The 26,417-nt window shown below is 69.8% G+C and carries 28 protein-coding genes and 1 tRNA gene; 18 read left to right on the top strand and 11 right to left on the bottom strand.

From position 1 onward, the window contains the following. Nucleotides 1-79: 79 nt before the first annotated feature. A tRNA-Arg gene (locus tag ABZX12_RS03805) sits at nucleotides 80-153 on the bottom strand. A 160-nt stretch (nucleotides 154-313) separates the two neighbouring features. Between ABZX12_RS03805 and ABZX12_RS03800 the strand changes: the two genes are divergently transcribed. The 3 genes from ABZX12_RS03800 to ABZX12_RS03790 all read left to right on the top strand — a co-directional run bounded on the left by ABZX12_RS03800 (nucleotide 314) and on the right by ABZX12_RS03790 (nucleotide 7,662). Beyond that, on the top strand, nucleotides 314-1,897 hold the full coding sequence (locus ABZX12_RS03800; RefSeq protein ID WP_355689522.1) for a PrsW family intramembrane metalloprotease: 1,584 nt from the start codon (nucleotides 314-316) through the stop codon (nucleotides 1,895-1,897). Between the two features lie 1,470 nt (nucleotides 1,898-3,367). Continuing rightward, nucleotides 3,368-5,986: an AAA family ATPase gene (locus ABZX12_RS03795; RefSeq protein WP_355689520.1), complete on the top strand. Its 2,619-nt coding sequence runs from the start codon at nucleotides 3,368-3,370 to the stop codon at nucleotides 5,984-5,986. Further along, nucleotides 5,983-7,662, top strand: coding sequence for a GTPase (locus ABZX12_RS03790; protein WP_355689519.1), 1,680 nt, complete (start codon nucleotides 5,983-5,985; stop codon nucleotides 7,660-7,662). Before ABZX12_RS03795 ends, ABZX12_RS03790 begins: the two co-directional genes overlap by 4 nt. Before the next feature lie 89 nt (nucleotides 7,663-7,751). On the opposite strand, the gene ABZX12_RS03785 is transcribed toward ABZX12_RS03790, so the two are convergent. Beyond that, nucleotides 7,752-8,369 (bottom strand): SRPBCC family protein, encoded by a 618-nt coding sequence (locus tag ABZX12_RS03785; protein WP_355689517.1) that lies wholly within the window; start codon nucleotides 8,367-8,369, stop codon nucleotides 7,752-7,754. Between the two features lie 132 nt (nucleotides 8,370-8,501). After that, nucleotides 8,502-8,963 (bottom strand): single-stranded DNA-binding protein, encoded by a 462-nt coding sequence (locus ABZX12_RS03780; RefSeq protein ID WP_355689515.1) that lies wholly within the window; start codon nucleotides 8,961-8,963, stop codon nucleotides 8,502-8,504. Nucleotides 8,964-9,067: 104 nt separating this feature from the next. On the opposite strand from ABZX12_RS03780, the gene ettA reads away from it, so the two are divergent. From ettA to ABZX12_RS03760, 4 genes are all read left to right on the top strand, one after another. Then, on the top strand, nucleotides 9,068-10,750 hold the full coding sequence (gene ettA / locus ABZX12_RS03775) for an energy-dependent translational throttle protein EttA (RefSeq protein WP_355689514.1): 1,683 nt from the start codon (nucleotides 9,068-9,070) through the stop codon (nucleotides 10,748-10,750). Between the two features lie 108 nt (nucleotides 10,751-10,858). After that, a complete protein-coding gene (locus ABZX12_RS03770; protein WP_355689512.1) occupies nucleotides 10,859-11,191 on the top strand; it encodes a metalloregulator ArsR/SmtB family transcription factor in 333 nt (110 codons plus the stop codon). Next, nucleotides 11,188-11,667, top strand: coding sequence for an SRPBCC domain-containing protein (locus tag ABZX12_RS03765; protein ID WP_355689510.1), 480 nt, complete (start codon nucleotides 11,188-11,190; stop codon nucleotides 11,665-11,667). The genes ABZX12_RS03770 and ABZX12_RS03765 overlap by 4 nt, the downstream gene beginning before the upstream one ends. Next, nucleotides 11,664-12,284: a dihydrofolate reductase family protein gene (locus tag ABZX12_RS03760; protein ID WP_355689509.1), complete on the top strand. Its 621-nt coding sequence runs from the start codon at nucleotides 11,664-11,666 to the stop codon at nucleotides 12,282-12,284. Before ABZX12_RS03765 ends, ABZX12_RS03760 begins: the two co-directional genes overlap by 4 nt. A 1-nt stretch (nucleotide 12,285) precedes the next feature. On the opposite strand, the gene ABZX12_RS03755 is transcribed toward ABZX12_RS03760, so the two are convergent. Genes ABZX12_RS03755 through ABZX12_RS03745 form a run of 3 tightly spaced genes read right to left on the bottom strand, consistent with a single transcriptional unit; the run spans nucleotide 12,286 to nucleotide 14,473 of the window. Then, nucleotides 12,286-13,056, bottom strand: a complete 771-nt coding sequence (locus tag ABZX12_RS03755; protein ID WP_355689507.1) for a hypothetical protein — start codon at nucleotides 13,054-13,056, stop codon at nucleotides 12,286-12,288. A gap of 30 nt (nucleotides 13,057-13,086) precedes the next feature. After that, nucleotides 13,087-13,959, bottom strand: a complete 873-nt coding sequence (locus ABZX12_RS03750) for an aminoglycoside phosphotransferase family protein (protein WP_355689506.1) — start codon at nucleotides 13,957-13,959, stop codon at nucleotides 13,087-13,089. A gap of 55 nt (nucleotides 13,960-14,014) precedes the next feature. After that, a complete protein-coding gene (locus tag ABZX12_RS03745; RefSeq protein WP_355689732.1) occupies nucleotides 14,015-14,473 on the bottom strand; it encodes a MarR family transcriptional regulator in 459 nt (152 codons plus the stop codon). A gap of 147 nt (nucleotides 14,474-14,620) precedes the next feature. On the opposite strand from ABZX12_RS03745, the gene ABZX12_RS03740 reads away from it, so the two are divergent. Beyond that, nucleotides 14,621-15,190: a YceI family protein gene (locus ABZX12_RS03740; protein WP_355484153.1), complete on the top strand. Its 570-nt coding sequence runs from the start codon at nucleotides 14,621-14,623 to the stop codon at nucleotides 15,188-15,190. A 50-nt stretch (nucleotides 15,191-15,240) separates the two neighbouring features. On the opposite strand, the gene ABZX12_RS03735 is transcribed toward ABZX12_RS03740, so the two are convergent. Further along, the gene (locus tag ABZX12_RS03735; protein WP_355689505.1) at nucleotides 15,241-15,840 is read right to left on the bottom strand and encodes a TetR/AcrR family transcriptional regulator; all 600 of its coding nucleotides are present in this window, start codon (nucleotides 15,838-15,840) and stop codon (nucleotides 15,241-15,243) included. Nucleotides 15,841-15,913: 73 nt separating this feature from the next. Here ABZX12_RS03735 and ABZX12_RS03730 point away from each other — a divergent pair, with 73 nt between their 5' ends. The 3 genes from ABZX12_RS03730 to ABZX12_RS03720 are packed head-to-tail and all read left to right on the top strand — an operon-like array spanning nucleotide 15,914 to nucleotide 19,045. Next, nucleotides 15,914-17,059, top strand: a complete 1,146-nt coding sequence (locus ABZX12_RS03730) for an acyl-CoA dehydrogenase family protein (RefSeq protein WP_355689503.1) — start codon at nucleotides 15,914-15,916, stop codon at nucleotides 17,057-17,059. 13 nt (nucleotides 17,060-17,072) lie between these two features. Then, the gene (locus ABZX12_RS03725) at nucleotides 17,073-18,293 is read left to right on the top strand and encodes an acetyl-CoA C-acetyltransferase (RefSeq protein WP_355689502.1); all 1,221 of its coding nucleotides are present in this window, start codon (nucleotides 17,073-17,075) and stop codon (nucleotides 18,291-18,293) included. Beyond that, entirely contained in the window at nucleotides 18,293-19,045 is a 753-nt protein-coding gene (locus tag ABZX12_RS03720; RefSeq protein ID WP_355689501.1) for an SDR family oxidoreductase, read from the top strand. Before ABZX12_RS03725 ends, ABZX12_RS03720 begins: the two co-directional genes overlap by 1 nt. On the opposite strand, the gene ABZX12_RS03715 is transcribed toward ABZX12_RS03720, so the two are convergent. After that, a complete protein-coding gene (locus ABZX12_RS03715) occupies nucleotides 19,042-19,608 on the bottom strand; it encodes a TIGR03086 family metal-binding protein (protein WP_355689500.1) in 567 nt (188 codons plus the stop codon). The genes ABZX12_RS03720 and ABZX12_RS03715 overlap by 4 nt on opposite strands. A 55-nt stretch (nucleotides 19,609-19,663) precedes the next feature. Here ABZX12_RS03715 and ABZX12_RS03710 point away from each other — a divergent pair, with 55 nt between their 5' ends. Further along, nucleotides 19,664-20,635 carry a WYL domain-containing protein gene (locus tag ABZX12_RS03710; RefSeq protein ID WP_355689498.1) on the top strand — a complete coding sequence of 324 codons (972 nt, stop codon included), beginning with the start codon at nucleotides 19,664-19,666 and terminating at the stop codon, nucleotides 20,633-20,635. Here the strand turns inward: ABZX12_RS03710 and ABZX12_RS03705 are convergent. Further along, a complete protein-coding gene (locus ABZX12_RS03705) occupies nucleotides 20,626-21,156 on the bottom strand; it encodes a hypothetical protein (protein WP_355689497.1) in 531 nt (176 codons plus the stop codon). The two genes, ABZX12_RS03710 and ABZX12_RS03705, sit on opposite strands and share 10 nt — an antisense overlap. A gap of 203 nt (nucleotides 21,157-21,359) precedes the next feature. Between ABZX12_RS03705 and ABZX12_RS03700 the strand changes: the two genes are divergently transcribed. From ABZX12_RS03700 to ABZX12_RS03690, 3 genes are all read left to right on the top strand, one after another. Beyond that, nucleotides 21,360-22,265, top strand: coding sequence for a GNAT family N-acetyltransferase (locus tag ABZX12_RS03700; protein ID WP_355689495.1), 906 nt, complete (start codon nucleotides 21,360-21,362; stop codon nucleotides 22,263-22,265). A 95-nt stretch (nucleotides 22,266-22,360) separates the two neighbouring features. Beyond that, nucleotides 22,361-23,248 carry a GNAT family N-acetyltransferase gene (locus ABZX12_RS03695; RefSeq protein WP_355689493.1) on the top strand — a complete coding sequence of 296 codons (888 nt, stop codon included), beginning with the start codon at nucleotides 22,361-22,363 and terminating at the stop codon, nucleotides 23,246-23,248. 42 nt (nucleotides 23,249-23,290) lie between these two features. Continuing rightward, on the top strand, nucleotides 23,291-23,779 hold the full coding sequence (locus tag ABZX12_RS03690; RefSeq protein ID WP_355689491.1) for a hypothetical protein: 489 nt from the start codon (nucleotides 23,291-23,293) through the stop codon (nucleotides 23,777-23,779). 1 nt (nucleotide 23,780) lies between these two features. On the opposite strand, the gene ABZX12_RS03685 is transcribed toward ABZX12_RS03690, so the two are convergent. Together ABZX12_RS03685 and ABZX12_RS03680 are read right to left on the bottom strand one after the other, a co-directional pair. Then, the gene (locus tag ABZX12_RS03685; protein ID WP_355689489.1) at nucleotides 23,781-24,236 is read right to left on the bottom strand and encodes a MaoC family dehydratase; all 456 of its coding nucleotides are present in this window, start codon (nucleotides 24,234-24,236) and stop codon (nucleotides 23,781-23,783) included. 12 nt (nucleotides 24,237-24,248) lie between these two features. Further along, nucleotides 24,249-25,007 (bottom strand): SDR family oxidoreductase, encoded by a 759-nt coding sequence (locus tag ABZX12_RS03680; RefSeq protein WP_355689730.1) that lies wholly within the window; start codon nucleotides 25,005-25,007, stop codon nucleotides 24,249-24,251. A gap of 126 nt (nucleotides 25,008-25,133) precedes the next feature. On the opposite strand from ABZX12_RS03680, the gene ABZX12_RS03675 reads away from it, so the two are divergent. From ABZX12_RS03675 to ABZX12_RS03665, 3 genes are read left to right on the top strand one after another with little or no spacing between them, the layout of a single operon-like run. Further along, complete coding sequence (locus tag ABZX12_RS03675; RefSeq protein WP_355689487.1) at nucleotides 25,134-25,553, top strand: thioesterase family protein; 420 nt, start codon at nucleotides 25,134-25,136, stop codon at nucleotides 25,551-25,553. After that, nucleotides 25,553-25,969, top strand: coding sequence for an acyl-CoA thioesterase (locus ABZX12_RS03670; RefSeq protein WP_355689486.1), 417 nt, complete (start codon nucleotides 25,553-25,555; stop codon nucleotides 25,967-25,969). The genes ABZX12_RS03675 and ABZX12_RS03670 overlap by 1 nt, the downstream gene beginning before the upstream one ends. Nucleotides 25,970-25,984: 15 nt before the next feature. Further along, a complete protein-coding gene (locus ABZX12_RS03665) occupies nucleotides 25,985-26,404 on the top strand; it encodes a globin (protein WP_355689485.1) in 420 nt (139 codons plus the stop codon). Nucleotides 26,405-26,417 lie beyond the last annotated feature (13 nt).

Raw genomic sequence — 26,417 nt, 5'->3', positions numbered from 1 at the left:
AGTGGTCCTGTTCCAAAATCTGTTCCAAGTACAGACCAGGGCAGACACCGCTTGCGGTATCTGCCCTGGTCACAGCTTGCGCGCCCGGCAGGATTCGAACCTGCGACCAACGGATTAGAAGTCCGACGCTCTATCCAGCTGAGCTACGGGCGCGTGGCACGGAAGAGTGTCTCAGATCTTCGGGTGATCTCGCCTCCGGGTTCCTGATCGCGACGGTTCGCGGCGGGCCGAAGTACAGGGTTGTCGTTCCATCCCGGTAACGCTGAGTGGGTGGTCCTGCCACTGGATCTTGACCCCAACTAGGCTTCGGGGCATGAGTCACCCCTCACCAGGCCCGTCCGGCGCGCCGCAACCCGCGGCGGGGTCGGCGTACTCACCCGGCGGACCGTACCCGCAGCCCAACGTGCTCGGGAGCCATCCCGTGCCCGGGCAGCGGCGCAACCGCGGCGTGCTGATCGGCATCGTGATCGCGGTCGTGTTCGCGATCGCTGGTCTGGTGATCTTCGGGATCGTGGCCAAGTCGACCGGCGCCGGCGGCTTCACCTGGGGCCTGGTGTTCGCGTTCGTCCCGGTCATCCCGGTGATCGCGCTCTACCTCTGGCTGGACCGCTACGAGCCCGAGCCCACGAAGTACATCGTCTTCGCGCTCTGCTGGGGCGCGTTCATCGCCACGCTGGCCGCGATCTTCATCAACACCGAGGTGTCGCACCGCCTGGCCGAGACCGGCGTCGGCGGCGACCGGTCCGCGGTCTTCGTCGCCCCGCCGGTGGAGGAGTTCGCCAAGGGCTCCGTGATCCTGCTGCTGGCGCTGGTCCGGCGCAAGGAGTTCGACGGCATCATCGACGGCCTGGTGTACGCCGGGATGGTGGGTGTCGGCTTCGCCTTCACCGAGAACATCCTGTACTACGGCCGCGTCTTCAACACGCTCTCCGAGGAGGCCGGCAGCGACGCGGGCCTGCGCGGCGCGTTCGCGCTGTTCATCATCCGCGGCGTGATCTCGCCGTTCGCGCATCCGCTCTTCACATCGTTCACCGCGATCGGCATCGGCGTCGCGATCCGGCACCGAAGTACCGCCGTACGGTATCTGGCTCCGGTCGTCGGGTACCTGGCCGCGGTGCTCGCGCACGCGGCCTGGAACGCGTCGGCGAGCTGGGCCGGCGGCGGGGGCTTCATCCTCGCGTACCTGTGCCTGATGGTGCCGCTGTTCATCTGCCTGGTCGTTTTCGCGCTGGTGATGCGGTCGCGGGAGGGCCAGATGATCGCCTCGCGGCTGTATGACTACGTCCGGTTCGGCTGGCTGGTGCCGCAGGACGTACCGCTGATCGCGACGCTGCGCGGGCGCAAGGCGCTGCGGCAGAACGCGCGCCGGTACGGCTCCCAGGCGGAAGCGGCCGCGAAGGCGTTCCAGCACAACGCGACCGAGCTGGCGTACCTGCGCGACAAGATCGTCCGCCAGGTGATCGGCCCCGAGGCGCTGGAGACCGAGAAATCTCTGCTCGACGAGCTCCGGGACCGGCGCCCGAGCGTCCCGTTCCCGCCGATGCCGGCGTTCGCCCAGGCCGCACCGCAGTACGCCGGTGCGCCCGGGTATCCCGGCGCGGCGATGCCGCCTGGTGGACCTGGCGGGCAGATGGGGCCTGGGGCGCCTGGTGGGCCTGGTGTGCAGCCGGGGCTCGGCGGAGCAGGGCAGGGCGCAGGCGGAGCGGTGCCGGGTGCGGATGGCGCGGTGCCGGGCCAGGCGCCGTACCCGCGGCCGCAGGACGGTTATCCGCCTGCTCAATCCGGGTATCCCTCCGGACAACCCGGTCACGGAACCGGTCAGCCTGGTTACCCACCGGGACCCCCTGGTCGACAAGGACCGCCGGGAGGATACGGTCCGTATCCACCACCGCAGTGACTGCCACCCGTCCACGCCGCCAAACGGGGATGACGATGACTTTGCTTCTGCGCTGTCCGACCGGGCACTCTGTGCTCGTGGGCGGACGCCGTGGCTGACACCAGGTCAGCAGCTGGTGACGGTTCGGAACCGCGGGTTCCGAATCAGGATCAGCATGCCCAGGAGCTGGCGAACCTCATCGCCCAATCACCCCCGAAGCCCCGAGGCTTCTGGCGCCGCCGCCGCAAAAAGCCCACCGACGACCCCACCCCATCCACGTCAACCACGCCGCCCGGAGACGTCCCAGCCGACCCCAAGTCAGCAGACAGCTCATCCGCCGTCCAGCGCGGGGCCGACTCGGAGCGGCCCCTGTCAGTTGCGGCAGCGGCCCAGCCGAGTCCCGGCTCGTCCAGCGCACAGTCGAGCCCCGGCTCGGCGAGCGCTCAGCCTGGAGACGGGACGGCCAGCGTCGAGCAAGAAGTTGGCGCGGGTGAGGCCCAGCCGGGACCGGCACAGGCGCAGCCGGGCGACGAGTCTGGCGCGGTCCAGCCGGGCGACGGCTCCGGCGACGCCTCGACGGACGTCCCAGCGGACTCCGCAGCGGGCGACGCCGCAAACGTGTCAGCAGACGGCAAAGCGGCAGACGCGCCCGCAGAAGCCCGTACGACGGCGAACGGGTCAGCTGACGCTCCTGCCCGGGCTGACGCGTCCACCGACGCCGATTCTGGCGCGACGGCCCCAGGGACCGGGCCCCAGGATGGAACTGCCGGGGAGACGTCTGCCGTGCAAGCCGACGCAGAGGACGCTTCCGCCGTGGAAACTGCGTCCGGCAACCCAGACGGCCAGGCCTCAGCTGGGCTGACGGCCGCGGAAGGCGGCGACCCTGGCCCGGTAGACGGCGAGGGCTCCGCAGGTTCGGCAACTGCTGGTACGACGACCGGCCGCGCCGACGGCCGAACTGGTACGTCGACCGCTGAGCAGGCCGCCGTACGCCCGGCAACCGCAGGCGAGCGTCCGCGCTCGGCCGTCGGTGTCGTGTACGAACCTGACGAGTCACCCGACGGATTCCCTCTCGAGTACGGCAACATCATCATCGGCCTCCCCAAACAAGCGGAGACGGCCGACGCCTCAGCTCACACGGCCCAGGCCGCCGACGGTGCTGATGAGCCGCACCCCGCGGACGTCGCCGACGGTGTGGGCCCCTCAGACCGTGCCGACGAGACGGATCGTGCGGGCGACCGAGACGAAGCGGGCCCGGCCAACGGTGCGGGCGAGGGTGTCGGGTCCGGCGACGGGCCTGAAGCTGACGACGCGACTGAAGCTGACGACGCGACTGAAGCCGGCGATAGGCCCGAAGCCGGCGATGGGTCTGAAGCTGGGGGCCGGGCTGGAGCTGGTGGCGGGGCTGAAGTTGGCGAGGCGGCTGGTACTGCCGGTGGTGCCGAGGGGGCGGCGCCTGACTCTCAGGGCGACGTACAAGCCGATGGAGCGGTGGAGGCGCCCGCGGCGGCTGCAGGCGATGGCGAGGATGGCGACGGCGCTGCGGAGCATGCGGGCGAGCAGCCCGCGGAGGACGCGGCTGAGGCTGGCAATGCGGACCGCGTGGCGTCTGGAGCCGGCGAGGCGGATGCCTCAGCCGGCCCGGTCGAGGGGTCCGACGCGGGTGCTGAGGCTGGCGCGGACGTCGAGGTTGGTGCCGGCGTTGCTGAGGGCGCGGATGCGGCTGCAGTGGGCGCTGGGGCGGCTGCTGATGAGGCTGCTGGTCAGTCGGATGAGTCTGCGGGTGCAGAGCAGTCCGATGGGTCGGCCGACAGCACTGGCGTGGATGGTGCCGGCGACGAGTCGATCGATTCCTCGGCGGCGGACGGCGCTGACGAGTCTGTAGGCGGAGACCTCGCCGGTGACGGCGCGGGTGCGTCGGGGGATGGCTCGGCTGGTGACGCTGCTGCTGAGGAAGGCGAGTCGGTCGCCGATGGCGATGCCGTCGAGGCCGGCGCTGCCGGGGACTACGCTGGAGACGCTCCGGCCGGCGAGGCGGGTGCGTCGGGGGATGACTCGGCTGATGACGCCGTCGCTGGGGAGGGCGGCACGGCTGCAGAAGGTGCTGTCGAGGGCGGTGCTGCCGGGGACGGCGCTGGAGACGAGCCAGCTGATCCCGCCGGCGAGGGCGCGGTCGTCGATGAGGTGGGTGCGTCGGGCGACGACTCGACCGATGGTGCCGCCGTTGTGGCTGCTGCGGACGATGCGGCTGACGAGGGTGCTGCCGAGGGTGAAGCGGCTGAGGGTGACGCTGCCGAGGGTGGTGCTGGTGACGGTTCTGAGGGGCCGGATGAGCCGGAGCTGACCGGGGAGGAGTTGGCTCGGCGGTTGGCGGCTGAGCAGGCTGCTATGGCGCTTATTACGGCGCTGATGAAGCTGCGGGGCGTGCTGGCGGGGAGTCAGTTGCCGTTGGAGGTTGTCGGGGCTGACGAGGCTCGGCAGCAGCAGAAGGCGATGCTGGATCAGCTGGACGACTACTTGTTGCCTCGGCTGGTGCAGCTCGAGGCTCCGATTCTGGCTGTGGTGGGTGGGTCTACGGGCGCCGGTAAGTCGACGCTGGTGAACACGGTGATCGGCAAGGTCGTGAGCGAGCCGGGCGTACTGCGGCCCACGACGCGGTCGCCGGTGCTGATTCATCACCCCGCCGATGCCGACTGGTTCGTGGGGGACCGGGTGTTGCCGGGGATGGCGCGGACCAGTTCGGACGAGCCGGGCGGCATGGAGGACGCGGGGCAGTTGCGGCTGGTGGAGGCCGACAGCGTGCCCCGGGGCCTGGCGATCCTGGACGCGCCGGACATCGACTCGGTCGTCGAGACGAATCGTGATCTCGCGACCCAGCTGCTCGCGGCGGCGGATCTGTGGTTGTTCGTGACCACGGCGGCCCGGTACTCCGATGCGGTGCCGTGGGAGTTCCTGCAGAGCGCGTCGGATCGCAGTACGGCGGTCGCGGTCGTGCTCGACCGGGCGCCGAGCGAGACGATCGACGACATCACCGGCCACCTCGCGCAGATGCTGCTCGAGCGCGGGCTCGGCGAGTCGCCGCTGTTCTCGATCCAGGAGACGGTTGTCGATGGCAACGGGATGTTGCCGCAGGCGGCCGTTGCCTCGATCAAGGACTGGCTCGCGGACCTGGCCGCCGACGCCGAGGCGCGGGCGGCGGTCGTGCGCCGAACCCTGCAGGGCGCGGTCAGTGCGATGGTGAAGAAGACCCCGCCGTTCGCCGAGGCGGTGAAGGCGCAGGCAGACACCGCGGTGGAGCTGCGGTCCTCGGTGGAGTCGGCATACGACCAGGGCGTCAAGGACATCGCGAAGGCGTGCCAGGACGGGACGCTGCTGCGGGGCGAGGTGCTGGCCCGGTGGCAGGAGTTCGTCGGGACCGGCGAGCTGCTGAAGGGTCTGCAGTCCAATGCCGGTCGGCTGCGGGATCGGTTGAAGAGCTCGCTCGGCAACAAGCCGGCGGAGACCCGTGACGTCAGCGACGCGATCCAGTCCGGTCTGGAGTCGTTGCTGGGTGAGCACGCGACAGCCGCCGCAGAACGCGCGGAGAAGGTCTGGCAGGCAAGTGCTCCCGGTCGCCAGCTTCTGGCCGCCGCCGAGGCGAATGATGCCGACGGCAACAGCGGGCAGGCGCTGGGCGTGGTGTCGGAGGACTTCCCGGCCGCTGCGAGCCGGTCGGTCCGGGAGTGGCAGACGTTCGTCCTGGAGCTGGTCCGCAAGGAAGGCGCGGACAAGAAGTCGACGGCACGGATCCTGGAGTACGGCGTCAACGGGCTGGGCCTCTCGCTCATGGTGGTGGTGTTCGCCAGCGGTGCAGGCATTCCGAAGGGTGCCGAGGCCAGCGCCGGCGCGGGCAGCGCGGTGGTCGGGAAGCGACTGCTGGAGGCAGTTTTCGGCGACAAGGCCGTTCAGGGCATGGTGGACAAGGCACGCGAGGAGCTGGACGGTAAGGTTCATGCCCTGATGGATGCCGAATTCGCCCGGTATCTGGCTGTCCTCGACCAGCATCCGGTCGACGCCGAGACGGCCAGGCAACTCACCGAGGCCGCGCGCGCGGTGGAGGACTGCACGTGACGGAAACAGTGGATACGGTCGAGACCCCGGCGCGGGCCGAGACCGATGTCCTGAAGAAGATCGACGCGCTCGAGGCGGCCGCGGAGGCCGGCGACGGCCGGCTCGACCCCGTGGTGCTCACCGAGGCCGGGCAGATCGTCGACCGGGCCGCGCAGCGCCTGCGGATGTCGGGCGACCTGACCGTGGTGGCGCTCGCGGGAGCGACCGGCTCGGGGAAGTCGTCGCTGTTCAACGCGCTGACCGGGCTCGACCTGGCCGCGATCGGAACCCGCCGGCCGACGAGCTCGATGCCGCTGGCCTGTGTCTGGGGTGACGAGCCGGCCGGTGAGGTGCTGACCTGGCTGGGCATCCCGCGCCGGCACCAGGTGCAGCACCGCAGCTCGCTCGAGGAAGCCCAGTCCGAGGATCTCGACGGTCTGGTGCTGCTGGACCTTCCCGACCACGACTCGACCGAGGTCGAGCACCGGCTGATCGTCGACCGGCTGGTGGAGCTGGTCGACCTGCTCGTCTGGGTGGTGGATCCGCAGAAGTACGCCGACGCGGCGCTGCACAACCGCTACATCAAGCCGTTCGCCTCGCATTCTCCGGTGATGGTGTTCGCGCTCAACCACATCGACAAGCTGACGCCCGACCAGCGGAAGAGCTGCCTCGAGGACCTGGAGCGGCTGCTGAAGTCGGACGGCCTCAAGTCGCCGACCGTCGTCGCCACGTCGGCCGTCAGCGGCGACGGTCTGGAAGAAGTCCGTTCGCTGCTGGTCAAGCGGGTCAGCAACAAGCGCTCCGCCCGGGAGCGGCTCGCGGCCGACGTCGATCGGGTCGCGGACCGGATGGCGAGCCAGTGCGGCAACGCCAAGACGCCGGAGATCGCGGAGGCCGACGTCACCGAGCTCGTCGACGCGCTCGCGGACGCGAGCGGGCTGTCCGTCGTGTCGGACGCCGTACGGCGCTCCTACCTGCAGCGGGCGCGGGCGGCGACCGGGTGGCCGTTGACCAAGTGGCTCGGGCGGTTCCGTCCGGATCCGTTGCGGCGGCTGCACGGCGACCAGGTGTCGCGCGAGCAGGGCAAGGCACTGCGCAAGTCCGCGGCGAGCGAGGTCGCGATCGCACGCTCTTCGTTGCCTGCGGCAACGCCGGTGCAGCGGGCGCGGATGGACGCCGCGGTCCGCACGATCACGAACAAGGCCGCCGAGGGGCTGTCGCGCCCGTGGGCGGACTCGGTGCGTACGGCGATCAGGCGGCGCGAGGAGTCGCTCGGCGACGAACTCGACCAGGCGGTCGCGCGGACGGATCTGGGTGTGTCCGGCAACCCCGGGTGGTGGGGTTTCGCCAGGGTCGTGCAGTGGTTGCTGTTCCTGGTCACGCTCGGCGGCGCCGCCTGGCTGATCGCCTTGCTGGTGGCGCGGATCGCCGACCGGAACGATCCGCCGCTGCCGGAATGGAACGGCATTCCCTACGCGTGGATCATGCTGGTCGGTGGTGCCGTCCTTGGAGTGGCGCTCTCGTTCGTCTGCCGGGTGTTCGCCACGAACGGCGCGCTGCGGCGCTCCCGGCAGGTAGCGACGGCGCTCCGCGCCGAGCTGGTTAACGTTGCCGACAGCCACGTTGTGGCGCCGGCGCGCGCGGAGCTCGCGGCATACACGAAGTGCAGGGACAGCGTCGCCGCTGCCCGCGGATAGTCCGCCGGTCGCCGGTATCTCTGCCGGCGGGCAGGCGCTGCTCTGCCGCCGCGCCTCTCGGACGAGACGACGCGCGACGGCGAGGGCGATCAGAGCTCGGCGTCTGGCGCGTACTGCGACAGGGAGATCTTGGCGGCGCCGAGGAGGTCCTCCTCGGTCGTGGTGCCGGACGCCCGGATCGCCTCGATCCAGGCGCGGACGGACTGCTCGTTGTAGTTGACGACCTCGGGAGAGTTGGCCATCTCGACCGGGTCGGCGTCGGCCGGGAGCTCGCCGGTGACGTAGAGGGCGAGGCCGAGCAGGCCGCCGTCCCAGCCTGGCCCGACCCAGAGCGCGCCGGAGCCGCCGGGCGCCGGGGCCTCGCCCATCGAGTGCTCCAGCTCGAGCTCGGTGGAGGAATCCGCGCCGGGCAGCAGCCGGAGCTCCAGCAGGCTGGTCGGGCCGCCGAAGGTCACCTTGAACCGCTTCGGCGGATCGCACTCCAGGATGTCGCCGCCGGCGTTGCCCTCCAGCTGGAACGATCCGCCGACCTTCAGGTCGCCGCTGACCGGCATGAACCAGCGCCGCATCCGCTCCGGATCCGTCAGCGCGTCCCACACCTCGGCCGGCTCCGCCCGGTAGGAACGGCGCATCAGCACCGTCACGGTCTCGCCGGTGCGGCTGACCTCGCGCTGGACCGCGTTGAGGTGCTCGAGGATGTCGATCACGGGTGGTTCCCTCTTCTGAAGTGGTCTGGAGACCTCCACAATGCCGGGATTCACTTATATAAGTCAACACTGACTTATAGGGTCCGGCGGCGTCGCGGACCTGCGCTGCGGGGGCGCTGGGAGTCGTCGAGCTCATGCGGCGTCGGCTGTCAGCGGGAGCGAGGTGGCGGAGTATTCCTCGGCGGGGAACGGGGTGGCGGTGACTTCAGGCGCGGAGGCTTCGGAGCGGGGCGCGGATTTGGTGTAGCTGGTGGTGCCTCGGTTCAGGTCGTGGCCGATGGCGAAGGCTTCCAGGACCAGGCGGCTGCGAGGCTCGCCGTTGTCGTCCCTCCACTCGTGGGTGCGGAGTTTGCCGGCGACGATGACCGGTTGGCCGAGCTGCACCGAGTCGGCGGTGTTCTGCGCCAGTTGACGCCAGCACTCGACCTGGAACCAGGTGGTGGTCTTGTCGATGAAGTAGCCGAGGTTCTTGTCGAACTGTCGCGGGGTGGAGGCGAGCCGGAACGACAAGTGGGGGGAGTGGCCACGCTCCTTGAGGTCAGGCTCGCTGCCGACGCGGCCGAAGACTGTCACATAGGTTTCGTTGAGGCTCATGGGATCGCCTTCCGTGAAGAGTTCTGTCCACGGAGAAGATGCACCGATCGGGACCGGGTCGGGCGGGGAAAGTCGGAGGCTGTGGATGACATAGGCTCTGGGGTATGGCGGAATTCATCTACACGCTTCGCAACGTCCGGAAGGCGCACGGCGACAAGGTCGTTCTCGACAATGTGACGCTGAACTTCCTGACCGGGGCGAAGATCGGCGTGGTCGGGCCGAACGGCACCGGTAAGTCCTCGCTGTTCAAGATCATGGCGGGGCTCGACCAGCCCTCCAACGGCGAGGCTCGGCTGGCCGAGGACGCGACGGTCGGGATCCTGCTGCAGGAGCCGCCGTTGACCGAGGGCAAGACCGTGCTGGAGAACGTCCAGGAAGGCGTCGGCGACACCAAGCAGAAGCTGGACCGCTTCAACGAGATCTCCGCCGAGCTGGCCGATCCGGACGCGGACTACGACACGCTGCTCGCCGAGATGGGCGATCTGCAGACGGAGCTCGACCACCGCAACGCCTGGGACATCGACGCGCAGCTGGAGCAGGCGATGGACGCGCTGCGCTGCCCGCCGCCGGACGCGATCGTCGACAAGCTGTCCGGTGGTGAGCGCCGCCGGGTCGCGCTCTGCAAGCTGCTGCTGCAGCAGCCGGATCTGCTGCTGCTCGACGAGCCCACCAACCACCTGGACGCCGAGTCCGTGCTGTGGCTCGAGCAGCACCTGCAGAAGTATCCGGGCGCCGTCATGGCGATCACCCACGACCGGTACTTCCTGGACAACGTCGCCGAGTGGATCCTCGAGCTCGACCGCGGCCGCACCTACGGGTACGAGGGGAACTACTCGAAGTACCTGGAGACCAAGAAGCAGCGCCTCGTCGTCGAGGGTCAGAAGGACGCCAAGCGGCAGAAGATCCTGGAGCGCGAGCTCGAGTGGGTCCGGTCGAACGCGAAGGCCCGGCAGACCAAGAGCAAGGCCCGGCTCGCGCGATACGAGGAGCTCGCCGCCGAGGCCGAGCGGAACCGCAAGCTCGACATCGACGAGATCAACATTCCGCCGGGCCCGCGCCTGGGCAGCACCGTGCTCGAGGTGAACAAGCTGGAGAAGGGCTTCGGCGACCGCAAGCTGATCGACGGCCTGAGCTTCAGCCTCCCGCGGGCCGGCATCGTCGGTATCGTCGGCCCGAACGGCGTCGGCAAGTCGACCCTGTTCCGGATGATCGTCGGCGAGGAGCAGCCCGACGCGGGCTCGCTGAAGCTCGGCGAGACCGTGAAGATCTCGTACGTCGACCAGTCGCGTGGCGGCCTGGACCCGAAGAAGACGGTCTGGCAGCAGGTGTCCGACGAGCTCGACTTTATCAAGGTCGCGAACTTCGAGATGCCGAGCCGGGCGTACGTCGCCTCGTTCGGGTTCAAGGGCCCGGACCAGCAGAAGCTGACCGGTGTCCTGTCCGGCGGTGAGCGGAACCGGCTGAACCTGGCGCTGACGCTGAAGATGGGCGGCAACCTGCTCCTCCTCGACGAGCCGACCAACGACCTGGACGTCGAGACCCTGCAGTCGCTCGAGGACGCTCTGCTGGAGTTCCCGGGCTGTGCGGTGGTCGTGTCCCACGACCGGTGGTTCCTCGACCGGGTGGCGACGCACATCCTGGCCTGGGAGGGCAGCGACGACGACCCGGCCAACTGGTTCTGGTTCGAGGGCAACTTCGCGGCCTACGAGGCGAACAAGATCGAGCGTCTCGGGCCGGAGGCGGCGCGGCCGCACCGCGTCACCCACCGCAAGCTCACGCGCGACTAACCGACGACGACCCGAAGGGCCCCGCTCCTCATCAGGAGCCGGGGCCCTTCGCACGTTCCAACACTTAGCCCTTGCGTTAACTATCGAGCTCGGGCAATACTTAGCCTCATGGCACAGTATTCGGAGCAGGTCGACGGCGTCTTCGTGGCGCTCGCCGATCCGACGCGGCGCAGCGTGATCCGGCGTCTGGGGCGGGGACCGACGAGCGTCGGCGAGCTCGCGGCGGAGTTCCCCATCACGTTGCCGTCGTTCATGAAGCACGTCCGGACGCTCGAGTCGAACGGGCTGATCCGCACCGTGAAGACCGGCCGGGTGCGCACCTGCGTGCTCAACCGGGAGCGGCTGGAGCTGGTGGACGACTGGCTCGCCGAGCAGCGGCGGATCTGGGAGGAGCGCACCGACCGGCTGGAGCGCTTCGTCATCGAGGAGGAGGAATCGTGAGTCGTACAGGGTTCGATCCGGAGCTGGACCTGATGGTGGAGCGGGTGATCCGCGCGCCCCGCAAGGCCCTGTGGCGGGCCTGGACCGATCCGCGACGCTTCGAGCAGTGGTGGGTGCCGGCGCCGGCGCTGTGCCGGGTCGAGCGGCTGGAGATGCGGCCGGGCGGGGCGATCGTGACGCGGTTCAGCCAGGACGGCGGCGACTTCGTACCGCATCTCGAGGCGGTCGTCCTGGTGGCCGACGAGCTCGAGCGGATCGCCTTCACGAACACGATCGACAGCACCTGGCGGCCGGCGGATCCGCAGCCGATCGCGATGACGGCCGAGGTGCTCCTGGACGACCACCCGGACGGTACGGCGTACCGGATGATCGCTCGGCACGGTGACCCGGCCACTCGCGGCCGGCATGCGGAAATGGGGTTCGCGGACGGCTGGGGAACGGTCACCGAGCAGCTGGCGACGTTGGTGGAGAGATGAAGCTCGTACTGACGGAGTTCGTGACGCTCGACGGCGTCAGCCAGGGGCCGGGCTCGCCGACCGAGGACACGAGCGACGGCTTCACACGCGGCGGGTGGCTCGTGCCGTACATCGACGAGCTCTTCGTACGCCGGACGGCCGAATGGCTCCGACACGCCGACGGGCTGCTCCTGGGGCGACGCACGTACGACGCGTTCGCGCGCGACTGGCCGCAAATCACTGATCCCGATGATCCGTACACGGAGCGGATGAACTCCCTACCGAAGTACGTCGTGACCAGCACGCGAACCGCGGGCACCTGGCATCCGACGACGGTGCTGACCGGCCTCGACGACGTCGGCGAGCTGAAGCGGCAGCCAGGCGGCGAGCTGCAGATCCACGGCAGCGCACGGCTCGGGTACGCGCTGTTGAAGGCGGGGCTGGTCGACCTGGTGCGGCTGGTCGTCGCGCCGACCGTACTCGGCGCCGGAAGGCGGTTGTTCGAGCCGCCGGGTGACACGGCAGGGCTGAGGCTTCAGGCGCAGGAGTCGACGCCGAGCGGGCTCATGCTGCTCGAGTACGAGGCGGTCGGCGCCGCTCCGGTGGGGGAGTACGAAGGCGTCACGGCGTACGTCTGAGTCAGCCGTCGCCGCCCCCGTCGATCCCGCCACCGTCGAAACCGCCACCGTCGAAACCGCCACCGTCGAAACCGCCGAAGTCATGCCCGTGCATGCCGATGTCACCCCAGCCGCCGGCCGCGCCGCTCTGGGCCTCGAAGCCGGCGAGCGGGATGTAGCTCGCGCCGGCGCCGGCCGCGAAGTACCCCTGCCCGTACGGCGTGACGGCGGCGCCGGCCTGCCAGTACGGGACGCGGCGGCCGCCATAGTGGACAAGGCGGACCTCAGGCTCCTCGTCCGCGCGGATGCGGGCGGCGTCCTGCGCGCAGGCCGGGACGGTCCGGGTTCCGTACTTCGGCTGGGTCCAGACGATGTCGGTCGTCGACGGACCGTGCTGCGGGTTGAAGAAGCACGGAACCCGGCGCTCCGGCGCCGGCTCGCCGCGCATCCGCGCCTGGACGCAGACGATCGCGTAGCGACCGGTCGCGAGCGTGTCGGTGACGGAGCTGATGCCCTCGGCGCTCCGGATGCGCGTGACTGCCCGCTGCGCCGCCTCGTACGCGTCGAGTGCCACCTGGTAGTCCGCCCGAGCGTCCGGGTCGAGCGGATGCCCTTCCACTTGCGTGTCCAGCCGCCGCAGCTCCTCGCCGAGCAGCGTCACGTCCTCGTCGGCCAGCTTGCGGATCTGCTCCAGTTCCTCGGCGTCACCGCGCTGGGCGGCTCGCCGGTCCCAGAAGTACCGGCCCGCGAGTGCCAAACTCCCGCCCCCCAAGGCGGCCAGAAACCACCACATCTTCCGACGGTAACGCCGGTTGCCGCGCGGCTAAACGGTCTGCGCCAGATAGTCTGTCAAAACGTTGCCGACGACGCGCAGGTCCTCGGTGATGAGCGCCTTCCAGAGCGCCCAGCCGCGGGCCCTGGCCCAGGTGCCGGCGTCCTGGTCGACCGTCTCCCGGAAGGTGGCGCGGGAGGCGCCGGAGAAGAACGTGTAGGCGATCACCAGGTCGCACGCAGGGTCGCCGACTCCCGACGTACCGAAGTCGATGACCGCGCAGAGCCGGCCGTCGCGGACCAGCAGGTTGCCGTTGGCGATGTCGCCGTGGAACCACACCGGCGGCCGGTCCCAGGACGTCGTCAGCGCCGCGTCCCACACCTCACGCGCGAGATCGGTGTCGATCCGGCCCTTCAGTGCGGCGAGGGCCTCGATCGTCTCGTCGTGGTAGTACGCCGGGGGCCCGCCGCGATGGAAGCTGTGCGCACCGGCGAGCGGCCCGCCGGTGGGGTCGACGTCCTGCAGGGCGCGGATGAACTCCGCGATCGACCGAGCGAAGCCGGGCAGGTCCGTCACGGTGTCCGCTGACGCGGTCCGGCCGTCGATCCAGCGCCGGATCGCCCAGGGGTGCGGGTAGCCCTCGCCGGGTGCACCCTTCGCGACGGCCTCGGGGATCTCGACCGGGAGCTGTGGACCGAGAACCGGCAGCCACGTGTGCTCCTTGTCCACGGCCGCCACGTAGCTCGCGTGCGTCGGCAGCCGAGCGGTCAGCCCGGCGCCGAGCCGGTACGTCCGGTTGTCCCAGCCGTCGACCTCGACCGGTGTCACCGGGAGGTCGGCCCACTGCGGGAACTGCTGTGCGATCAGTCGCCGTACCAGCGCTGCGTCGATACCGGCCCGGCCGTCCTGGGGGAGTTCCGTCACGCGAAGAAGGTTCCCCGATGCGGACGGCCGGTCTCAAACGCTTTAGCCGTCGGCTTCAGCGTTGGCCGATGTGCTCGGAAACGGCGTCGAAGACCCGGCCGACGGCGGCGAAGTCCTCGGGGCTGGCGAGGTCGACCAGGTTCTCCCGGACGCCCTCGACGTGGAACGGCGCGGCCTGCTCGAGCAGGGCGAAGCCGGCGTCGGTCAGCTCGGCCCAGACGCCCCGCTTGTCGCTCGTGCACGACGTGCGGCGGACCAGTTCGGCGGCCTCCAGGCGGCCGACGGTGTGCGTCAGGCGGGACCGGCTCTGGTGCAGCCGGTCGGCTAGGTCGGCCATCCGGAGCCGCCGGTCGGGCGCCTCGGAGAGCCGCACCAGGATCTCGTAGTCGTTGATTCCGAGGCCGAACTGGCGCAGATCGTCGTCGAGTTTGGCCATCAGGCGTGCAGTGCCCAGCAGGTACGCACGCCACGCCACCTGCTGCTCGGCGTCGAGCCACCGAGTCCCCCGGTCCATCTCAGTCTCCATCGTCACGGGAACAGTGTAGCGGGAATGTAGTTGACTTTTAAACCGTTACTGCCTACTGTCGTAGTCATCGGTTGAAGTTTTAACTACCGAGGCTGCGTCGCCCCCGACCAGTACGACCCTTTCCGAGAGGACCCCATGAGCGACACCACCACCGGCACCCCGACCAGCAGCATCCCCGGCCTGGTCGCCGGCACGTACGCCCTCGACACCGCGCACAGCGAGGTCGGCTTCACCGTCCGGCACCTGATGACCAAGGTCCGCGGCACCTTCCAGGAGTTCAGCGGCGAGATCGTCGTCAAGGACAGCATCGAGGAGTCCACGACCAACGTCGCGATCGAGCTGGCGTCGGTGCACACCCGCAGCGAGCAGCGCGACGGGCACCTGCGCTCCGGCGACTTCTTCGACGCCGAGAACAGCCCGAAGATGACCTTCGTCAGCACCGCCATCAAGCCCGAGGGCGACGACTACGTCCTGGCCGGCGAGCTGACCATCAAGGACGTCACCAAGCCGATCGAGCTGGCCGTCGAGTTCCTCGGCGTCGACCAGAACGCCTACGGCCAGACCATCATCGGTTTCGAGGCCTCCGCGTCGATCAGCCGCAAGGAGTGGGGCATCGACTTCAACGTGCCGCTCGAGGGCGGCAAGCTGCTGATCGGTGACAAGGTGGACATCCACCTCGACGTCCAGGCCGCGCTGCAGGCCTGACCCACCCAGCAAACCCGAAAGACCCCGCGCCGCCCGGTGCGGGGTCTTTGCTATGCCTGGACCATGCGGTGCGCGAGGTCGGCGTACAGCTTGCCGAGCGCGGCCGGGTCGCCGCGGTGCGGGGTGTACCACCGGGCGACGTCGATGGACAGCGAGAGCACGGCGAGGGTGGTGCCGGGCAGGTCGGGCACGGTGAACTCGCCCGCGGCCACGCCGTCAGTGAGAACCTGCTCGATCTGGGCGGAGATCGCCCGGCGGATCGTCGCGACCTCGGCCAGGTGCTCGGGTGACAGGGCGGCGAGCTCGTACTGGACCACGCGCGCGATCGTGTGGTGCTCCGCGTGCCAGGCGGTGAAGGCGGCGACCAGCGAGCGGAGCCGGTCCGCAGGCGCGGAACCGGTGTCGGCGGACCGTAGGACGTCGAGGGCCGCATTGTGGCCGTAGAGGCTGATCTCGAAGAGCAGCCGCTCTTTCGACGGGTAGTGGACGTACAGCGCGGCGGGGCTCATCCCGGCGCGCGAGGCGATGTCGCGGGTGGTGGTGGCCTGGTAGCCGCGCTCGGCGAAGGCGTCGACGGCGCCGGTCAGCAGCCGGCGCGCCGCGGCCGGCTGGACGTGCTCCCACACCAGGGGATCGGTGACTGCGGACACGTTGACACCTTGCACCGAACGCGTGAAGCTAAGCAAGCGCTTAGCCATTTGTCTCAATCCTCGGGGAGGCCCCATGGAGCGCGTCATCTTCGGCGAGGACCACCACGCCTTCCGCGCCAGCGCCAAGGAGTACTGCGACCGCTCGCTGGTGCCGCGGATGGAGCAGTTCCTCGAAGCGAAGACGATCGACCGCGCCGCCTGGCTGGAGGCCGGGAAGCAGGGCTTCCTCGGCCTCGACGTGCCGGAGGAGTACGGCGGCTCGAGCGTCGGCGACTACCGGTTCAACGCGGTGTTCGCCGAGGAGGTGTCGAAGGTCTCCGCCTCGCTGTCGAGCTGCTTCGGCATCCACTACGACTGCGCCGCGCCGTACTTCGTGGACCTCGGCACCGAGGAACAGAAGCAGCGCTGGCTGCCGAAGTTCTGCGCCGGCGAGTACGTCGCCGCGATCGGGATGACCGAGCCGTCCGGCGGTTCGGACCTGGCCGCGCTTAAGACCACCGCGAAGAAGGCCGACGGCGGCTGGGTGCTGAACGGCTCGAAGACCTTCATCACCAACGGCGACATGGCCGACCTGGTGATCGTGGCGGCCCGCACGACCCCGGACAAGGGCGCGAAGGGCATCACGCTGTTCGTGGTCGAGGAGGGCATGGAGGGCTTCGCCCGCGGCCGCAAGCTCGACAAGGTCGGCCAGACCGAATCCGGTACGTCGGAGCTGTTCTTCGAGGACCTGTTCGTCGGCGACGACAACGTGCTCGGCGAGCTGGACCGCGGCTTCATCCACATGATGGAGCGGCTGGCGCAGGAGCGGATCGGCGCCGCGGTGTCGAACATCGCGCACGCCACGCAGATCCTGGCCGAGACGATCGACTACGTGAAGCAGCGCAAGGCGTTCGGCCAGCCGGTCGGCTCGTTCCAGTACAACAAGTTCCTGATCGCCGAGCTGGTCACCAAGGCCGAGGTCACCCAGTCGTACGTCGACAACGCGATCGTCGCGCACGACGAGGACCGGCTGTCCGCGGTGGACGCGGCGAAGGCGAAGTGGTGGAGCGCCCAGGTGCAGAACGAAATCCTGGATGCCTGCGTCCAGCTGCACGGCGGCTACGGCTACATGAACGAGTACCGGGTCGCGCGCGCCTGGCGCGACGCCCGCGTGACCAAGATCTGGGCCGGCTCGAACGAGATCATGAAGGAACTCATCGGCCGCGACCTGGGCCTCTGAAAGGGAACTGACCATGCCTGAAGCAGTCATCGTGTCCACGGCCCGGTCGCCGATCGGCCGCGCGTACAAGGGGTCGCTGACCACGATCCGGCCGGACGACCTCGTCGTACAGATGATCGAGGCCGCGGTCGAGAAGGTGGGCCTGACCGGCGACCAGATCGAGGACCTGGCGCTCGGGTGCGCAGAGCCGCACGACGAGCACGGCGGCAACATGGCGCGCCGGGTCGCGGTGCAGCTCGGCTGGGACAACACGCCGGCGACCACGGTCAACCGGTTCTGCGCGTCGTCGACGCAGACCGCGCGAATGGCGTACCACGCGATCAAGTCCGGCGAGGGCGACATCTTCGTCAGCGCCGGCGTCGAGTGCGTCTCGCGGTACAAGAACTTCGGCTCCGCCGGTGTCGGCGACCCGAGCTCGTTCAACCCGCTCTTCACCGACGCCGTCGCGCGGACCGAGAAGTACGCCGAGACCAACGACACCTGGCACGACCCGCGCGCGGACGGGCAGATCCCGGACATCTACATCTCGATGGGCCAGACCGCGGAGAACGTGGCGACCCTGCGGGGCATCAGCCGCGAAGACCAGGACGTCTTCGGCGTCCGCTCGCAGAACCTCGCCGAGAAGGCGATCAACAACGGGTTCTTCGAGCGCGAGATCACGCCGGTGACGCTGCCGGACGGGACCGTGGTGAGCAAGGACGACGGCCCGCGGGCCGGGACGACGCTGGAGAAGGTGAGCCAGCTGCAGCCGGTGTTCCGCCCCGACGGCACCGTGACGGCCGGGAACTGCTGCCCGCTGAACGACGGTGCCGCGGCGGTCGTGATCATGAGCGACACCAAGGCACGCGAACTCGGCCTGACGCCGCTGGCGCGGATCGTGTCGACCGGCGTCAGCGGTCTGTCGCCGGAGATCATGGGACTCGGGCCGGTCGAGGCCTCGAAGCAGGCGCTGGCCCGGGCCGGGATGAGCATCAACGACATCGACCTGGTCGAGATCAACGAGGCGTTCGCGGTCCAGGTGATCGGCTCCGCGCGCGAGCTCGGGATCGACGAGGACAAGCTGAACGTGCACGGCGGCGCGATCGCGCTCGGTCACCCGTTCGGTTCGACCGGTGCGCGGATCATGACCACGCTGGTCAACGGTCTGCAGTTCGAGGACAAGCAGTTCGGCCTCGAGACCATGTGCGTCGGCGGCGGGCAGGGGATGGCGATCGTTCTCGAGCGCCTCAGCTGATGAGCCTCGACGGCCGGACGGCGATCGTCACCGGCGCCTCACGCGGTATCGGGCTGGCGATCGCGCAGCGCCTGGTGGCCGACGGCGCGCGGGTCGTCATCACCGGCCGGACCCAGGAGACCCTCGACCAGGCGGTCGAGGCCCTGGGCGGCCGGGAGCACGCGCTCGCGGTGGCCGGCAAGGCCGCCGACCCGGAGCACCGGTCGCAGGTGGTGGCGGCCGCGGTGGCGACGTACGGCTCGGTGGACCTGCTGGTGAACAACGCCGGCATCAACCCGATCTACGGAAAGCTGCTGGACGTCGACCAGACGGTCGCGGCCAAGATGGTGGACACCAACGTGCTGGCCGCGATCGCCTGGGTGCGGGCCTGCCGGGACGCGTGGATGCGCGCACACGGCGGGGCCGTGGTCAACCTGTCCTCGGTGGCCGGTCAGGGGCCGTCGCCCGGCATCGGGTGGTACGGCGCGACCAAGGCGATGGTGTCCCGGGTCACGCAGGAGCTCGCCGTCGAGCTGGCTCCGGAGATCCGGGTCAACGCCGTGGCCCCGGCGGTGGTGAAGACAAAGTTCGCCGGAGCGCTCTACGAGGGCCGTGAGGAGAAGGTGGCGTCGACGTACCCGCTGGGACGGCTGGGCCGGCCGGAAGACGTCGCCTCACTGGTGTGGTTCCTGCTGTCCGACGAGGCGTCGTGGATCACCGGCCAGACCATCACCATCGACGGCGGGCTGATGCTGAACGGTGGGATCGCCTAGGGCCGGCGGCCCTGCCAGCCCGCCAGTTGGTCGTACGGCGGCGCGTCGGCGGCCACCGGCACCACCGGGCCGAACGGTATGTGCCCGCCGCGCTGCTCGGCCGGGACGTACTGCCGAACCATCGGAAGCACCTGTGCCGCGAGCTCCTCGTCGAGCTGGTCACGGCGGCCGGTCGCCGTGGCCAGGTCCCAGGCGTGGGTGGCGAGCTCACCCGTGTACGCGGCGATGGCTGCTGCGCCGGGGAAGGTGCCCCAAGGCAGCTTGCAGATCCGCCCGAGGATCGAGTCGTCGGCCAGGGTGGCGTCGAGCGCGACGCGGCGTTCCTTCCAGGCGGCCGGGACGTCGTCGACTCCGGTGGTGACGACGGGGACGGTCAGCGGGTCGCCGCCGTTCAGCGCCAGGTCGATCCGCGCCGCGACCGTGAGCAGGTGGCCGAGGAGAGTGCGGACGTCGTACTCGTCGCAGGGTGTCTGGCGGTCGAGGTCGTCGGGCCCGGTGGTGTCGACGAGCTGCTGGGTCTGGTCGAGGGCGCGGACGAACAGTGCGCGTGGGTCGTTGGTCATGAAGACCAGCTTCGAGGGGTATATACGACATCCTCTGTCCCATATTGTTGAGGACATGCGCGCGGACCGGTTGTTGCAGATCATCCTGTTGCTGCAGCGGCACGAGCGGCTGAGCGCGCGGGAGCTGGCCGAGCGGCTCGAGGTGTCGACGCGGACCGTCATGCGGGACATGGAGGCGTTGTCGGCGGCCGGCGTACCGGTGTACTCCGAGCGTGGGCGCAACGGGGGCTGCGTGCTGCTGCCCGGGTATCGCGCCGACGTGAGTGAGCTGACGCCGCGCGAGGCGCAGGCGCTGTTCGCCTGGTCCGGGCGAGCGGCGCTGTCGGAGGAGCTCGGGCTGCGGGACGCGCTGCACTCGGCGATGGGGAAGCTGTCCGCGACGTTGCCCGCCGAGCTGCAAGGCGATGCGGACGCGTTGTCGGGCGCGATCGTGGTGGACCGGCGGCGGTGGTTCGCCGACACCGAGGACACCGGCGCGTTGCCGGTGCTGCGGCAGGCCGTCGTCACCCGCCGCCGGGTGCGGCTGCGCTACGCGTCGGCGAGTGAGGGCGTTCAGCAACGAACCGTCGATCCGTGGGGACTCGTGGAGCAGGCTGGCAGGTGGTACCTGGTGGCTGCGCATCGCGGTGCCGCGCGGATGTACCGGGTCTCCCGTGTCGAGCAGGCCGACGTACTCGACGAGGCGGCGGAGCGGCCGGAAGGGCTGGACGTCCGCGCCGAGTGGGAGCGGTTGCGCTCAGGGCTAGAGCGGCAGCTGCCGGTCGGGGCGGACGTGCTGGTTCGGGTGCGGCCGGACCGGGTGGAGATGGTCCGGCGGATCGCCACGCCGATGCTGGTCAAGGGGGAGGCGGCCCGCGACGTACCGGCCGACGACGAATGGCCGCACCTGCGGATGCACTTCCGGGTACGCGAGGCCGCGTGCGGCGTGCTGCTGGGGTTCGCCGGCGATGTCGAGGTGCTGGAGCCGGCCGGCATCAGGGCGCGGATGCTCGAGCTGGCGAAGGCGGCGGTGGCGACCTACGGCTGACGGGTGGCCACGAACGTCTGCCGCAGGATCACGTTGCCGTCGGCACCGATGTCCTCGTTGCGCCAGTGGAATCCTGTCGTCGTGATGCCGGTGAACTGCCAGCGGGTACTGGCGTTCTGCGCCTCGAGCGTGATGGTGTCCCCGGTCGCGTGGGCGATGAACGGCATCACGAACGCGGCCTTCGGGCCCAGCCAGGTCGAGCGGAACGCCTCCAGTCCGGGATCGTAGATCCGGATCGACAGTCCCCACTCCCCGTCGCCGTCGGTCGCCCGCGCTGCTCGGCTCGGGGTGATCCAGATGTCGGCGACCGCGCGGCCGTCGAGCGCCCAGGCGAAATGCCATTCCCCCGTGGTCTGCCGGATCACGGCACCGCTCTCGTCGTACCAGGCGACGTCGAGGTCCCAGCTCCCGATCAGCGGTGCGAACGGGCGGAACGGCTCGGCGAACTCGGGGCGCGGTGCGTCGGAGACCATCAGGCCGGCCAGTGTCCGGGCGGCCGCCGCACCGTCGGGGATCTGCATGAGCTCAAGCCTAGGCCCGGACGCCCCGCCGCCGGTGACCCCGTCGCGTGGAACCACGATGGCACTTCCGGCGGTCGGGGCGATCAGTCCGACAGCACCGCGCCACTGTAGTACGAGTCCGGCGCACATCCGAATCACGGGACGCGCGCGATCCCGTCACTTAATCCGTGGCGGGTGCCCTGCCTGCTGGCTAGGGTCCGGGCATGACGACTCGGGCGGTGGTACGGCTGGCGGTGGGGGACGATGCCGAGGCGGTGGCAACGGTCCGGGCGGTGGTCGCGCCGTACAAGGTGATGTCGGCCGCGGCGACGCGGCACCTGATCACGGTGCAGTCGCCGAAGGAGCGGTTCCTGCCGCTGGTCGCCGAGCACGAGGGTGAGATCGTCGCTTGGGCGTCGGCCGGGATCAACGTGTGGACCAGCGAGCCGGGGCAGGCCCACCTCAGCATCTATGTGCATCCGGACCACCGTAAGCAGGGCATCGGCAGCGAGCTCGCCGAACGTCTGCACCAGCACCTCACCGAGGTCGGCGCGGTCCGGGTCCGGACCTTCGTGCAGCCCGACGGGCTCGAGTTCGCGCGCAACCTCGGGTACGACGGGACGCGGCAGATGCACTTCGCCGGCCTCGACCTGACGGCGGCGCTGCCCGAGCAGCCGGAGACCCCGGCGGGGATCGAGCTCGTGGCGCTGGACAGCGTGGATCCGCGGACGGCGTACACGGCCGACACGATCGCGTCGCTGGACGAGCCGAGCGACTCGCCGCTGGACTCGGTCGACTACGACCAGTGGCTGGAGGAGGTCTGGAACAGCCCCTCGGTGGACAGGTCGCTCAGCGTCGGCGCGATGGCCGGCGAGGAGCTGGCGGCCTTCACCGTCGTCGAGACGGCCGCGGACCGGATGTGGTCGGGCATGACCGGCACGGTTCCGGCGTACCGCGGGACCGGCCTGGCGAAGCTGGTGAAATCGGTCGCGCTCCGGCGCGCGGCGGCGGCCGGGATCACCTCGGCGTACACGTCCAACGACGACGAGAACGGCCCGATGCTGGCCGTCAACAACTGGCTCGGGTACCGCCGGGTGCAGACCGAGCTGGGGCTGCTGAAAACCCTCTGAGACAGAGCTGTAATGGGTTCACTTCCGGTATGCACCTGAAATGGCGCTAGATTCCGGGAGACTTCGGTGTCGTTGGAGTGCCCAAGGAGTTTCAGATGGAGATCAGGGCGGCTGAGCCACGCGATGTGGACGCGGCGGTCGCGCTGCACGACGCACTGGTGCCGTACCTGGTGACCACCCGGGGCGCGCTCGCCCGCCGGATCGGCACCGGGAACGCGCCCGGTCGGGGAACGTTCGCGGCCGTCGGCGACGACGCCACGCTCGCGGGCTGGGCGACGGACGGCCTGATCGCCGGCTCCGACCCGCTGGACGGGGAGTTGCGGGTGCTGGTCCGGCCGGAGTACCGGCGCCGGGGGATCGGGACGCGGTTGCTGGAGGCAACGCACGCCAACCTGAGGGCGGCCGGCGCGACGTCGGCGCGAGTGTTCGCGGACCCGGGATCGGTCGCCTGGGCGGCCCGGTTCGGGTACCGGCAGACGCGCCAGGTGCACTACGCGGGCATCGATCCGCGGAAGGCGCCGGAGTTGCCCGAGATCCCGAGCGGCGTGGAGCTGTTGCCGGCCGGCGCCGTCGATCCGCGGCTGCTGTACGAGGCCGACATGGTTGCCCAGCGCACCAAACCGGGCGACGCCAAGATCTCCACCCGGCCGTACGACGACTGGCTGGCGGGGGTCTGGCGGAACCCGGACACGGTGCTCGATCTGAGCGTCGCCGCCGTGTCCGAGGGCCGGGTGGTCGCGTTCACGCTGGGGCTCGGCGACCACACGATGATCTGGTCGAAGATGACCTCGACGATGCCCGAGTACCGCGGCCGCGGCCTGGCCAAGCTGGTCAAAGCCGCGGCCCTGCACCGCGCCGCCGAGGCCGGAGTGCACGGCGCCTACACCGCCAACTACGACGGCAACGCCCCCATGATCGCCGTCAACGAATGGCTCGGCTACCACCGCATCGCGACGCACGCGGTGCTGATCTGCCCGCTCTGATTCGTGTTGCCGCCTGGGTGGCGCCAGGAGATAGTGGTGGGGATGGACCGCCCACTGCTCATCACCTGCCTCGCCGGCTTGGCCTGTGCCCTGGGTGGGTCGTTCCTCGCCACTCTGACCGATCGCAAGGACCGGCAGCACTACTACAAGACGTACTTCTGGGTGGAGTTCGGCGACGGGATCTACTTCGTCGCCGGCTTCGGCCTGCTCGCGGCATCGGTGAGCAGCGTGACGGCACTCGGTCGCGCGGACTCCGACGCGCCGGCCGGCCGTGCCGGTCTGATCGTGCTGGCGGCGATCGCAGTTCTGATCGCGGTGCTCGGCGGCCTGGTCTTCCAGCGGTCGTCGCGCATCGTCGTGCCGAGCCTGCTCACCGGTGGCAGCGTGGGAGCGGCCGTGCTCGCGCTGGCCGGCCTGCTGGGGCTCCACGGACAGGATCTGGTCGACACCGGCGCACTCGGCTGGGTCGTCGGACTCGGTGGGACCGTGGTCGTCGGCGTGGTGTCGCTGTTCTTCGTCGACGGCATCTGACTCAGGGGACGAGCAGGACGACCGTTTCGGCGACGCAGGCCGGCTTGGTGGAGTTCTCCAGTTCGATCACCCAGTTGAGGGAGACCTGGACGCCGGCGGGCGTCTGTACGGCGTTCGCGATCGAGGCGCCGGCGCGGACCCGGGCGCCGACCGGGACCGGGGCCGGGAAGCGGACCTTGTTGACGCCGTAGTTGAGTTTCGCGGTCACGCCGTCGACCTTGAACAGCTCGTCGCCGAAGCGGGCGATCAGGCTCAGCGTCAGGTAACCGTGCGCGATCGTCCCGCCGTACGGGCCCTTCGCGGCGCGGTCGACGTCGACGTGGATCCACTGGTGGTCACCGGTCGCGTCGGCGAACTGGTTCACCTGCTCCTGGGTGATCTCCAGCCACGCGCTCTCACCGAGCGTCGTGCCGACCGCGTGCACCACCTCGTCGACGCCGTTGAACGTCTGCGGCATGTCGCCTGCCTCCTAGTTCCGCGGTCCGCCGGCGACGTACAGGACCTGGCCGGACACGAAGCCGGCCTCCTCGCTGCAGAAGAACGACGCCGCGGCGGCGATGTCCTCCGGCTTGCCGGTGCGCTGCACCGGGATGCTCGCGGCGGTCGCCTTCTTGAACTCCTCGAAGTCGACGCCGACCCGGGCCGCGGTCGCGGCCGTCATGTCGGTCTCGATGAACCCCGGCGCGATCGCGTTCGCCGTGACACCGAACTTGCCCAGCTCGATGGCGAGCGTCTTCGCCAGGCCCTGCAGGCCGGCCTTCGCGGACGCGTAGTTCGCCTGGCCGCGGTTGCCGAGGGCCGACGTCGAGGAGAGGAACACCATCCGGCCGTACTTGGCCTCGACCATGTGCGCCTGGCAGGCCTTCGACATCAGGAAGCTGCCCTTGAGGTGCACCGACATGACCGTGTCCCAGTCGTCCTCGGACATCTTGAACAGCAGGTTGTCCCGCAGGACGCCGGCGTTGTTGACCAGGATCGTCGGCGCGCCGAGCTCCGCGGCCACCCGCTCGACGGCGGCCGTGACCTGCTCGGCCTTGCTGACGTCGGCGCCGACGCCGATCGCCCTGCCGCCGGCCTCGGTGATGGCCTTCACGGTCGCCTCGCAGGCGCCCTCGTCGAGGTCGACGACCGCGACGGCGTTACCGTCCGCGGCGAGCCGCTGCGCGATGGCCGCGCCGATTCCCCGGGCCGCCCCGGTCACGATCGCCACCCGCTGCGTACTCATCAACCACTCCATTCGGTCCACTGGTCTGCCGGAGATGACATTACCCACGGTCAGTCACCCGGGAAGTACCCCGGATGACATGATCGTGGTGTGGATCATCACAGACCGGGGCGGTGGGGTGGGCAAAGTATGAGGAACCGCCACGTTTACCACTGCCCGTTGCGCTGGGGCGACATGGACGCGCTCGGCCATGTGAACAACGGCCGGTACGTGGACTACCTCCAGGACGCCCGCGTGGACTTCCTGTTCCGGACCGCGAAGGAGCTCGGCGCCGACAACCTCGAGACCGGCCTGCTGGTGGCCCGGCACGAGGTGCAGTACCGCGCGCCGCTGCACTTCCGGCCCGAGCCGGTGCGGATCGAGCTCTGGATCAGCGAGATCCGGGCCGCGTCGTTCACGGTCGACTACGAGATCCTCGACGCCGAGCCGGAACGCCGGACGTACGTCGAGGCGCGGACCAAGCTGGTCCCGTTCGACTTCACCGCCAACCGCCTGCGCCGGATCACCCCGGTCGAGCGGACCGCCCTGGAGAAGCTGGTGGGCGCCTGATGTATACACACCCGGTCCTGGTCCGGTGGTCCGACATCGACTCCTACGACCACGTGAACAACGTGCGGTACTTCGACTACCTGCAGGAGGCGCGAATCGCGTTCCTCGGGCAGGTGATGGAGACGACGGGCGACTTCTTCGCGCAGTACCCGTGCGTCCTGGTCAGCCAGACGGTGGACTACCTGCGTCCGATCCTGCTCCGGCACCCGCCGTACGACGTGGACGTATGGATCGCGTCGGTCGGTACGTCGTCGTACACGCTCGGCTCCCGCATCGTCGACCGCAGCGCCGGCGCGGAGGACCTGTACGCCAAGGCGGAGTCGGTGATCGTCGCCGTGGACGGCGCCACCCACGCCAAACGGCCCCTCGGCGACACCGAAAAGGCAGCCCTCCTCCGACACCTTGTGACCAGTTGAGAGACTGGGTCCGACATGAGTGAGCAGCAGAGCTTCTACGACGCCGTCGGTGGGGCGGAGACCTTCCACCGGTTGGTGGCAGCGTTCTACCGCGGGGTTGCCGCCGATCCGGAACTGCGGGCGATGTACCCGGAGGAGGACCTCGGTCCGGCCGAGGTGCGCTTCCGGATGTTCCTCGAGCAGTACTGGGGCGGCCCGAAGACGTACTCCGAGCAGCGCGGGCACCCCCGGCTGCGGATGCGGCACGCCCCGTTCGCCGTCACCCCGGGCGCGCGGGACCGGTGGCTCGGCCACATGCGGGCCGCGCTCGACGAGATCGCCCTGTCCCCGGAGCGGGACGAGGAGATCTGGCGCTACATGGTGATGGCCGCGCACAGCATGGTGAACACCGACGAACCGCAGTACCCGGGCGCGATCGACGTGTCCGGCCGCTGAACCACTGTCTGAA

The sequence above is a fragment of the Kribbella sp. NPDC003505 genome (genome assembly GCF_040610875.1).
GTDB lineage: Bacteria > Actinomycetota > Actinomycetes > Propionibacteriales > Kribbellaceae > Kribbella.
Note: the sequence above shows the minus strand (reverse complement) of the source record. Positions and strands in the feature narration are given on the sequence as shown.